This window comes from Anditalea andensis (genome assembly GCF_000714815.1).
Taxonomy (GTDB): Bacteria; Bacteroidota; Bacteroidia; order Cytophagales; family Cyclobacteriaceae; genus Anditalea; species Anditalea andensis.
In genome coordinates, this window is sequence record NZ_JMIH01000024.1 from 197,250 (window position 1) to 209,267 (window position 12,018).

Below are 12,018 nucleotides of genomic sequence, written 5' to 3' on the forward strand. Positions count from 1 at the left end.
GATAATTACCCCCCTCCATTTTCCTTTTAAATGTATTGAATTCAATCCAGAGGTTTGATGAAATATACCTCTGCTATCTTATCTCCTTTGATTTTATATATGGCTATAGCTTTAGCAGGTTCTTCACCGGTCACCCTGGTCACTTCCTCTTGATCTATGACCGTATTGCCCTGTACTATTCTGTTTACTAGGGTCACATGCAGATCGGGTGTCATTCCAAAATATCTGGCATACTGGTCTCTCATGGGGGCCTTACCTTCATAAAGCAGTCTATCCGGAAATTGATAAACTTTTACATCATCGCTATATGGAATCATAAAAGCATCAATGTCCCTGTTATTATAAGCATCCAACTGCTCTTGTGCAAGGCTTCTGGCAGTCTTTTCCTGATCCGAAAGCCCTATAACCTCAGCCTGCTGGGCGATGGTATCAAATGAAGCTATGCCCATAGCGAGCAAAAATATTAACTTTTTCATAATCCTAAATTTATTTTAGCAGCAATAATATTTTTCCGATATGTTCAGAGCTTTCCATTAAAAGATGGGCTTTAGGCGCATCGGCCAAGGGAAATGACTTATATATGACAGGTTTGATCTTTTTTGGGAACAAAGGCCATATTTGGTCTTTCAGCGATTGGGCTATATGTCCCTTATAGTCGGCTGACTGTGCCCTAAGCGTTGAGCCAGTTAGGGTCAACCTATTTTTCATGATATGAACTAGATCTACCTCTGCTATTTTACCTTTCATAGCATTTATCATGACCAATCTTCCAAAGGGTTTAAGTAAATTCAAATTCTTGCCAGTGTATTCACCTCCAACCATATCCAATACAATATCGATTCCCTGACTTTCGGTTAATTTACTCAACTCTTGTTTAAAATCTTTTTTCTTGTAATTTATAGCAATATCTGCACCGAGATCAAGACATGCCCTACATTTTTCATCAGTTCCTGCTGTGACATATACATTACCTCCCATGGCTTTTATCATTTGAATACCTGTCACACCAATACCGCTGCTGCCTCCATGGATGAGTACTGTCTCACCTGATGAAAACTTCGCAATATCAAAAACATTGTTCCACACTGTAAAAAATGTTTCGGGCAGTGAAGCTGCTTCCTGAAGGCTGATTCCTTTTGGAACCAATAAGCACTGTTGGTATGGTGCTACTACATATTCAGCATAACCTCCTCCTGCTAATAGTGCACACACCTCATCCCCCACATTAAAACCTTTAGTATTTGGACCTAATTGGGAGACGATTCCGGCTACCTCTAATCCTGGAATGTCGGGTGGGACACCTATTGGTGCAGGATATTTACCCTTTCTTTGTGCTATATCCGGTCTATTCACTCCGGCTGCTACTACTTCAATCAAAACTTCCCCAGTCCCTGGGAGGGGCATTTTTACTTCTCTTAACTGTAATACTCCTGGATCCCCAGGTTCGTTTATTACAATGGCTTTCATGATAGGTATCATATATATAGTAAAACATCTTCTTTTTGTTCTAGAAAGTATTTAGTACCCGACGTATAAGGTATCCTTTGGTTAATCGAAAGATAACATATTGTAAAAATCTAGTGTCCAAAACTAAGTTTAAAACTATTTTAATGAAATATATTTTAATCTTTTGATAAAAATCATCCTTTTAATAATTGATAATAAGTAGGAAGTAATGGAGGATTTCTGTCAGTAAAATGAAACTTTTAATATCAATTTATCAAAATATATTCTTTTAATTAATATATAGCAATGCTTAACTATTGGTATAAGTTGTTTTGACAGAAAAAAATATTGTCAAAACCGTCAATAATAATATATTTGTTATATAAATTTTTACTCAAAATAGCTGACATATGGAAGATGTATTTATTTACTTGGTCCCAGTATTTGGGATTTTGGGGCTTATTGTCATGGCCATCAAATCACGGTGGGTAATCAGACAGGAAACAGGTGATCCGAATATGGTGGAATTGGCAGAACATATCGCTAAGGGAGCCATGGCATTTTTAAAAGCTGAATGGAAAGTATTGATTTATTTCGTCATTATAGCAGGATTGATCCTTGCTTGGTCAGGAACCCTGGTGCCGAATTCATCTTGGATCATTGCTGTTTCATTTGTCATCGGGGCGGTACTTTCCGCATTTGCAGGCTATATAGGAATGAACATCGCCACAAAGGCCAATGTGCGGACTACCCAGGCTGCCAAAACAAGTTTAAGGCAGGCATTGCATGTTTCTTTTACAGGAGGATCTGTCATGGGACTGGGTGTGGCAGGTCTAGCCGTCCTGGGCATGGGATCTTTATTTATAGTGTTTTATAATATGTTTGTGGTATCAGCAGGTGGCGATATCAACGGGATAGAAATGGAAACTGCTCTTGAAGTATTGGCTGGATTTTCTTTAGGGGCAGAATCTATAGCATTATTTGCCAGGGTGGGTGGTGGTATCTATACCAAAGCTGCAGATGTAGGTGCTGATTTGGTAGGAAAAGTAGAGGCGGGCATACCTGAAGATGATGTCCGCAACCCAGCTACGATAGCAGATAATGTAGGAGACAATGTGGGAGATGTGGCCGGAATGGGAGCTGATCTTTTTGGGTCATATGTAGCGACTATATTAGCATCCATGGTTTTAGGGAGAGAGATTATTTCCAATGACAATATGGGAGGTCTGGCCCCGATCCTACTTCCTCTGGTTATAGCGGGATTGGGACTAATGTTTTCCATTTTGGGGACTTTTTTTGTTAAAATCACTAAGGATACCGACAGCGTACAAAATGCGCTCAATATGGGAAATTGGATTTCAATCCTATTGACAGTAGGAGCCTCTTTTTTTCTTATTGATTACATGTTTCCAGAGGGTAATCTGAGTCTGGTGCGTGATCCTGCGGTTACTTTTACAAAGATGGGAATATTTGGAGCGGTATTTATAGGTCTGGTGGTAGGAGCATTAATGAGCATTATTACTGAATATTATACCGCGATGGGAAAGATGCCAGTGAATTCTATTATCAAACAATCGGGTACAGGCCATGCCACCAATATCATCGGCGGACTTTCAGTAGGGATGGAGTCCACTGTGCTTCCCATATTGGTATTGGCGGCAGGTATTTATACCTCTTTTATGGCTGCGGGATTATATGGAGTGGCCATAGCTGCAGCGGGAATGATGGCTACTACCGCTATGCAGCTGGCCATAGATGCATTTGGCCCTATAGCAGATAATGCAGGAGGTATCGCAGAAATGTCCGGGCTACCAAAAGAAGTAAGAGAAAGAACAGATATCCTGGATGCAGTAGGGAATACAACTGCAGCTGCGGGCAAAGGGTTTGCTATAGCATCTGCAGCATTGACGGCACTGGCCCTCTTTGCTGCTTATGTGGGGCTGGCAGGTATTACGTCTATAGATATATATAAAGCTGATGTCTTGGCGGGGCTTTTTGTAGGGGCCATGATACCCTTTATATTTTCCTCACTATGTATAGCTGCCGTGGGAAGGGCTGCTATGGATATGGTGAATGAAGTAAGGAGGCAGTTTAAAGAGATACCAGGGATTATGGATTATACCGGCAAGCCAGAATATGATAAGTGTGTGGAGATTTCCACCAAGGCCTCTATCCGTGAAATGATTGCCCCAGGTGCTATAGCTTTGTTGGTTCCTATTCTTGTAGGATTCATTTTTGGGCCAGAGGTTCTGGGTGGCGTACTGGCTGGGGTGACGGTGTCAGGGGTACTGATGGGTATATTCCAAAACAATGCTGGAGGTGCTTGGGACAATGCTAAAAAATCATTCGAAAAAGGAGTCATGATTGATGGTGTGATGCAGTATAAAGGTTCCGAGGCACATAAAGCGTCGGTTACCGGAGATACAGTAGGGGACCCATTTAAAGATACATCAGGTCCTTCCATGAACATCCTTATCAAACTGATGTCCATTGTGGCTTTGGTGATTGCACCGCATATTTCTGTTAATCCTACACATAACTTGCCTGAAGAAGGTATAGTGCAGGTTAATAAAGTAGAGCTAAAACGGCATGATTTAAATGTGGAAATAATTGAAGTTAAGTAAAGAGGCAGATTTAAATAAAAACCAGTTGTTATAATAGAAACTGGTTTTTTAATGATAAATTTTTTAAAGCAACAATAATTGTCCTTATTTTCATAAAAATAAGCTATAGATCTAAAGATAGTTTTTAATTTTTAATTAAGGTTATTTTTAATATATAATTTGGCTTGATATGCTTAGTATCTTTATTTAGTTCCTATAGTAGGTATTTTTTAGAATACATATTTTTAAAGGAGTACTTTGATATTAAAAAAAAATAACCAAATTTGAGATTATCTTCTTAAAGTTTCTTAAAAATTTAGTAGAAGTCAAATGCTTATTAATACAGGCCTTTAAGCCTTACACGCCCTCAATAACCTAATACCACTGATACTATTACCTATACTAATATCTTTCTAATCAATAATATATGTTGTACGCTAAAACAAGAAATACATGATGAAAAACTTTACAAATTCAGTCCTTCTACTGTTGATGTTACTGATATCGGTGCCGCTTATGGCTCAGCAAAGCGTAAGGGGAACAGTTACATCCCAAGAGGACGGAGGACCACTACCTGGTGTGAATGTGGTCATACAGGGAACCACCACGGGTACCGTGACAGATTTAGATGGTAATTATAGTATAGAGGTACCACCGGGAAACCAGACATTGGAATTTTCTTTTATGGGCTTTGCGAGGCAAAGAGTTTCAGTGCGGAATAGAAACACAATAAATATAATAATGGAACCAGATGCTTCTCAACTTGGAGAAGTTGTGGTAACAGCCTTGGGTATTGAGAGAAATGAGAAATCATTAGGGTATTCCACCCAAAGGGTAGGGTCTGAAGAACTAAATGTCAATAGAGAAGTAAATGTAGTAAATGCATTGCAGGGGAAAATAGCCGGGGTTTCCATTAATGCTACAGGAGGAGCTCCCGGTCAAGGATCAAATATTCAAATCAGGGGTGTCAATTCCATTGACCCAGGAAGGAATAACCAACCATTATTCGTCATAGATGGCGTATTAATGGATAATAGTACATCAACTTTTGGAAGTGGGGCAGAATTAAGAGGTATGTCAAATAGAGGTGCAGATATCAATCCAGATGATATAGAATCAATAAACGTATTGAAAGGAGGGGCCGCTACAGCTTTATATGGCCTTCGTGGAGCAAATGGTGTAGTAGTGATTACTACTAAAAGCGGCCAGGAAGGAGAGCTGAGAGTAAACCTTTCAAGTACAGTTGGCTTTGAAACCGTAAATAAATATCCTGATATCCAAGATACCTATACGCAAGGTTGGAAAAATGAATATGATCCGGAAAGTTTTTGGCCTTCATGGGGACCTACTGTGGCTGAAGCAAGACAAATAGATCCAACCCATCCCGAACGATTGTACAGACATGTGGAGGATGCCTTTACTACTGGTACGCAGATCAGGAATAATGTTTCTGTTACAGGTGGAGGTAAAGCTGTTACCTTCTTAGCCTCTTTAAGCCAATTAGACCAAAAAGGTATGCTACCTGGCACTGATTTTAGTAGGTATCAAGCGAGATTAAATACCACTTTTAAAATAAGTGAGGTATTGTCTGGTGGTTTGAATACTAGTTTTACCAATTCCGGTGGATATAGGTATAATGCCATCCGATATAATGAACAATTGACTTACTGGTCTCCGAGGCATAATATTCGGGATTATAGAGAACCTGACGGAACAATGAGATCCTATGGAGGCACTACCAATCCAATGTATGTAGCTAATACGAATAGACTAAAAGATGATGTAAACCGTTTTATAGCCAGTGCCAATTTATCTTATCAGCCTACCAGTTGGCTGGATTTCTCTTTTAGAGCAGGTGTAGATACTTATACAGAGAACAGGTTACGTACTGCACCAGGCTTTAGAGGTTTGGAAGGAGAAAGGTTAGTAAATGAAAATGGAGCATTTGGCGCCCCTGGGCAAGGACTTTTATTTGATTACAATACCAGATTCAGAACTTTCAATACCACATTTATAGTAAGTGGTAACCATTCATTCAATAATGGCCTTAATGCTACCTTGAGACTTGGAAATGAATTGTATGATAGGAGAATTGATAATAGCGGAATAGAAGGAGCTGACCTGACAGTGCCTGAATGGTTTAATCTGGGCAATGCAAATATTCTAAATGCAATTCAAAACAATAGTCAATACAGATTGTTGGGAACATTTGCTGAATTGGCATTGGATTACAAAGATTTTCTATACCTGACCTTTACTGGAAGGAATGATATTACGTCATCTCTGATGGCGCCAAATAATTCCTTTTTCTATCCATCTGCCAGCTTGAGTTATGTGTTTTCAGAGACTTTTGATCTTCCATCCGTATTTGAAAGTGGTAGATTTAAATTCTCATATGCTGAAATAGGTAAGGATGCGGCAGAATATTCTACAAGCGGAGGTTTTGCATCTTATACTCAATTACCTACTGGATTCACAGGATTTACCAGGCCGGCATTATTGGGAGATCCGAATCTAAGACCTGAATTCACGCAGACTTTCGAATCTGGTATAGAGCTGGCTTTCTTAAAAAACAGATTAAATTTAGATGTTACCGTATATGATGCAGTCAGCAAAGATCAAATCATTAGAGTACCAGTTTCTGCTGCCACTGGATATATAACAGCTGCGGTAAATGCCGGCTCCATGAGAAATCGGGGACTTGAAATTACAGTATCAGGAACTCCTGTAGTATCTACGGATTTTTCATGGAATACCTCATTTAATTGGTCAGCTAACAGGAATAAAGTATTGGAGATAAGGGATGATCTATCTGAAATCAACATAGCTTCCCAATCTGGTTATGTAGGCGCCACCGTTACTATGAAGTTGATACCTGGACAGCCATATGGTGCTTTATTTGGAACAGTCTTTCAGAGAGATTATGGTGATGATACACCAGATCCTATAGAGGTGGATACTTCTAGGCCAATTGTAATTGGAGCTAACGGCTTCCCTGTTCGAGAACCTATATCGGTGCAGAAAAAGATAGGTGATTCACAGCCGGACTGGATCGCAGGATGGAATAACACTTTTAATTACAGAAATTTTTCTTTAAATATTCTTTTTGATGCGAGGGTAGGCCAGGATAGGTATAATCAACTTGCAAATTTTTATTCTGCTTTTGGTATATCTTCTATTACCGAAAACAGGAATGATTATGTGGTTTTTGATGGTGTACTAGCGGATGGCTCACGTAATGAACAACAAGTGTGGCTAGGACAAGGGGTGGATCCAATACATAACAGGGATTATGGTGACGGTTATTACCGGTTACATTACCGGGGAGTTTCAGAAAATTTCATTGAAGATGCGTCATGGGTCAGGTTAAGGTCGCTTTCATTAATGTATAGATTGCCTCAATCTTTAATACCAGCCAGAGCTTTAAAGAATGCAAGTATCAGTTTTACGGGTAATAATTTATGGTTATGGACTAAGTACTCAGGGTTTGATCCGGAAAGTAGTTCATTTGCTGCCGGCACGAATGTAGACGGATTTGCCGGGTTTACTTATCCTGGTGTAAGAAGTTATTTGGTCACCTTGAATGTTGGATTTTAAATAAAATTGAAAGATGAAACACATAAAATATATTTACATACTTCTTTTATTTATAGGGGTTACTTCCATGATATCTGGATGTAAGGAATATTTTGATTTGAATGAAAATCCTAATTTTGTTCAAGCCCCCCCTCTAAATTCACTGCTATCTACTGTTACACATAAGACAGGTATATTTAGTAGGAATATGGCAAATATTGTGAATAATTATTCTCAGTATATTGCCAGTCCGGTGGAATCGAGTGCTTTGGATACGTACGAGATAACTGATCAAACATCTCAATGGGACTCAGTATATAGGGCTATGTCTGATATTTATGACATGCAGGTGTTAGCCAGGTCTGTAAATTCCACAGAGCATTTAGGCGTGGCGAATGTATTAATGGCCTATAATTTAGGGCTTATAACTGATATTTTTGGTGCTGCTCCCTATAGTCAGGCGTTTGGGGGTTCTGTGCTTAATCCTGTTTATGATGGTGAGGAAGCTTTATATAATGAATGTTTAAACTTACTTAATGAAGCTATAGATTTACTTAACCAGGACAATTCAGCGGTAGTATTAGGCGTCAATCAGGATTTAATCCATGGAGGGAACAGATTAGCTTGGTTAAAAACAGCCAATGCCATCAAGGCCAGGTTTTTGAACAAAGTAAGTAAAAAAAGCATATATGATCCAAACGCAGTTTTATCAGCCTTAGATAATGCTTATACCTCTAATGCTGATGATGCAGGAATGGGTGTGTTTCAGGGTAACAACCCATGGGCCCAGGTGGCGATCAGTAATGCCAATGCCCTGTTGGGAGGATGGTTATCAGATAACTTTGTTAACCATCTCAATGGTACAACGTATGGAGTATTCGATCCTAGAATCGAGCAAATTACAGATAGAACCATTCACGGAGTATTTAAAGGTACGCGTAATGGGCAGGGTAATTTGGGACCAGCAGCCAATACCGTGAGAGATGAATCATATATAAGTGTGAATTCACCTTGGACTAGTGAGGAGTCCCCCTTATGGATAGTTACCTATGCTGAAACAAAATTCATTGAGGCAGAAGCAGCTTTTAGAACAAATGATATACCCCGTGCCTACCAGGCCTATCTTGATGGTATAGCTGCAAATATGAATAAACTGCAGGTACCCCAAGCGGCTGCCCAAGAGTATATCAATAATCCTGTAGTAAGTGTAGGGGCAAATGCTTTGACATTGAATCTGATCTTCAAAGAAAAATATGTGACTACATATTTAAACGCAGAGGCTTGGAATGATGTCAGAAGACATGATTACCAGTATGAAAATTTCAGGATGCCCATGAATGCCCAGCTTGATACATTCATAAGAAGAATGGCTTACCCAGTAGGTGAGATTTCTAAGAATGGAACAAATGTTCCTGCAGAGGTACCTTTATCTACTAACCTGTGGTGGGACAGGCCATAATAATTTCTTTATTAAATGATAATCAAAATAAAAACATAACAACTTTATATAAGTCCCCTGTCTTTTATAGGGGACTTTTTTTCCTTTGTATTATGAATAAACTTTTAATAGGCATTTTTTTATTAAGCTTATGCTCTTGTACAGTTCATAAGATAAAAAAATCAGTGAATAACTCTGGAGTATTTTCCCAGGGACATATGGGCTTTATGTTGGTAGATCCTGATAAGAAGAAGACATTATATGCCCATAATGAGGATAAATATTTTATACCTGCTTCTAATACCAAACTGTTTACCTTCTATACGAGCTATAAAGCTTTAGGTGATGGGTTGATCTCGGGACTGAATTATATTCAAAAAGAGGATTCTCTCATCTTTTGGGGTACAGGTGATCCCACGTTTCTTCATCCGGATTTTAAAGATACTACTATAATCGAATTTTTGAAAAATGTTCCTCAGGAGCTTTATATGGTCAATACTTTTGCTCAGGTGCCCGCCTTCGGTGAGGGATGGTCCTGGGATTGGTATAATAATTACTATGCCACAGAAAGATCTGCTTTTCCTGTATATGGCAATGTTTTAAGGTTAAGTAAATCACCTAACGAGCAACATGGTATTTATCCTGCTTATTTTGATGAGGCTATCATCGAAGACATATCCACAGGTAAATTTTCCATATACAGAGAGCATAAAGACAATATTTATCATTTTGGCATCAATAGGGAAGATGATAATCTCAGTATTACTACAGACAAACCATTCATCACCTCACCGGATATAGTGGCTGATATGATGGCGAAGGAGGTAGGGAAGCCTGTCAAGACTATTGATAACAAAGGATACCATAAATTGCCATTTAAAAAATTACCCACTGCGAAAGTCGATTCTGTTTATGCTCAAATGATGAAAATCTCGGATAATTTTTTGGCCGAGCAGTTAATGTATTTGGTATCTGATACCTTATTTGATTCTTTGGATATGAGAGCTGCTATTGCATATTCAAAAACTAACTATTTAAAGGATTTACCAGATGAACCTAGATGGGTGGATGGCTCTGGTTTGTCTTCAAAAAATATGTTTACGCCCAGAACAGTCATAGCTTTACTGGCCAAAATACGGGAGGAGGTCCCTATGGAGAAAATCAAATCGTATTTTCCTGCCGGAGGGGAGTCCGGTACCATCCGTAATTTTTATAAACCCGATGAGGGAATGCCTGCCTATATATATGCTAAAACAGGTACCTTGACTATGAGTAATGCACTCAGTGGGTACCTGATTACCAAAAGTGGCAAAACACTCCTTTTTAGTTTTTTACTTAATAATTATACCCTTAACGCAAATGAGCTAAAACAGGAAATGGAAAAAGTATTATATCAGATTCACCATACCTATTAAGTGTAAAAATGAAGTATATTATAGGTTTATTATACAGTCTTGTTTTATTAAATTTCTCCTGTCAGCAAACCTCTTCTGATCAGGAATATGACCTTTTTATCAAAAATGCACAGGTTATAGATGGCAGTGGTGAAGAGCCCTACTTTGCTCAGATACTGGTTCAAGACGGTAAAATAGTACTCATTGAAAAAGACACCCTTGCTTCATATAAAGCCAAAAAGATAATAAATGCATATGGCAGTGTAGTCTCTCCGGGATTCATCGATACGCATACCCATGGGGATCCTCTAAACACCCCGGAATTTCAGAATTTTCTGGCCATGGGAGTGACGACCATCTTTCTGGGACAGGATGGGTCTAGTCCCAGCACTACCAACCTATCTAAATGGATGGACAGTGTAGATCAGATACATCCTGGGGTAAACATTGGGATGTTTGCCGGGCATGGCACTGTCAGAATGTTATCTGGAGTCAAATATGATAAAACCCCTTCTGAACAGGCTTTATCAGCTATGGATAAAATATTAAGAGCAGCCATGGATGCAGGAAGCTTTGGGATGACCACAGGGTTGGAATATAACCCTGGTTACGTAGCAGATCAGGCAGAACTAAACCGCATGGCAAAGGTAGTAGGGGAAAAAGGTGGAATAGTGATGAGCCACATGCGCAACGAGGACGATGGATATATATTAGCATCATTGGATGAACTTCTGGCACAAGGGGAATATTCCCCTGTGCACGTTTCACATATTAAAATAGTGTATGGCAAAGGGACAGAGCGTGCCCACGAAATCCTTCGAAAACTGGAAAATGAAAGGAGGGCTGGAAAGGTTGTTACTGCTGATTTGTATCCATACGAAGCCAGTTATACGAGTATATCCATTCTTTTCCCCGACTGGGCCAAACCACCTGCTAATTATAAAGAAGTGGTAGCTGATAGAAGAAAAGAGCTGGAAGACTATTTACGCAATAAGGTAATTCATCGAAATGGTCCTGAAGCTACATTAATCGGAACAGGACCATTTAAAGGAAAAACCTTAGCCGAAATAGCTGCCGTCAAAAATAAGCCATTTGAAAAAGTATTAGTCGATGATATAGGGCCATCCGGCACCAGCGCCGCCTATTTTGTAATGGATGAAATGGTGATGAAGGAATTCTTAAAAGATCCATATGTCAATATTTGCTCTGATGGAAGCCCCACATCCAACCACCCCAGAAGCTTTGGCACATTTGCCAAAATAATAGAGTCATATGTCATAAATGAACCACTCCTTACCCTCCCTGAGGCCATTCATAAAATGACAGGTTTGGCAGCAAAACACGTAGGGCTTACAGGAAGAGGATTGATCGAAGTGGGTATGGCTGCGGATCTCGTCGTATTCAATCCTTATGAAGTAAAGGCCAAAGCTACCTATGAGCATCCGGACCAGCTGGCTGAAGGCTTTAAGTATGTCATTGTAAATGGACAATTAGCTAAAGAAAAGTCCGATTTTAAAGAAAGGGCAGGTAAAATTTTAAAAAAATAGAAAATAGTTGGTGC

The 12,018-nt window shown here is 39.3% G+C and carries 7 protein-coding genes; 5 read left to right on the forward strand and 2 right to left on the reverse strand.

The features are described from left to right. Positions 1 to 41: 41 nt before the first annotated feature. Positions 42 to 476, reverse strand: a complete 435-nt coding sequence (locus EL17_RS17255) for a nuclear transport factor 2 family protein (protein ID WP_084166254.1) — start codon at positions 474 to 476, stop codon at positions 42 to 44. A 10-nt stretch (positions 477 to 486) separates the two neighbouring features. Next, positions 487 to 1,467, reverse strand: a complete 981-nt coding sequence (locus EL17_RS17260) for an NAD(P)H-quinone oxidoreductase (protein ID WP_035077627.1) — start codon at positions 1,465 to 1,467, stop codon at positions 487 to 489. Between the two features lie 389 nt (positions 1,468 to 1,856). On the opposite strand from EL17_RS17260, the gene EL17_RS17265 reads away from it, so the two are divergent. The 5 genes from EL17_RS17265 to EL17_RS17285 all read left to right on the forward strand — a co-directional run bounded on the left by EL17_RS17265 (position 1,857) and on the right by EL17_RS17285 (position 12,004). After that, the gene (locus EL17_RS17265; protein ID WP_035076925.1) at positions 1,857 to 4,070 is read left to right on the forward strand and encodes a sodium-translocating pyrophosphatase; all 2,214 of its coding nucleotides are present in this window, start codon (positions 1,857 to 1,859) and stop codon (positions 4,068 to 4,070) included. 432 nt (positions 4,071 to 4,502) lie between these two features. Then, positions 4,503 to 7,646: a SusC/RagA family TonB-linked outer membrane protein gene (locus EL17_RS17270; RefSeq protein ID WP_240486011.1), complete on the forward strand. Its 3,144-nt coding sequence runs from the start codon at positions 4,503 to 4,505 to the stop codon at positions 7,644 to 7,646. A 13-nt stretch (positions 7,647 to 7,659) separates the two neighbouring features. Beyond that, positions 7,660 to 9,084, forward strand: coding sequence for a SusD/RagB family nutrient-binding outer membrane lipoprotein (locus EL17_RS17275; RefSeq protein ID WP_035076929.1), 1,425 nt, complete (start codon positions 7,660 to 7,662; stop codon positions 9,082 to 9,084). 164 nt (positions 9,085 to 9,248) lie between these two features. Beyond that, positions 9,249 to 10,478: a D-alanyl-D-alanine carboxypeptidase/D-alanyl-D-alanine-endopeptidase gene (locus tag EL17_RS17280; protein WP_240486012.1), complete on the forward strand. Its 1,230-nt coding sequence runs from the start codon at positions 9,249 to 9,251 to the stop codon at positions 10,476 to 10,478. Positions 10,479 to 10,486: 8 nt separating this feature from the next. Then, positions 10,487 to 12,004 carry an N-acyl-D-amino-acid deacylase family protein gene (locus EL17_RS17285; protein ID WP_035076933.1) on the forward strand — a complete coding sequence of 506 codons (1,518 nt, stop codon included), beginning with the start codon at positions 10,487 to 10,489 and terminating at the stop codon, positions 12,002 to 12,004. Positions 12,005 to 12,018 lie beyond the last annotated feature (14 nt).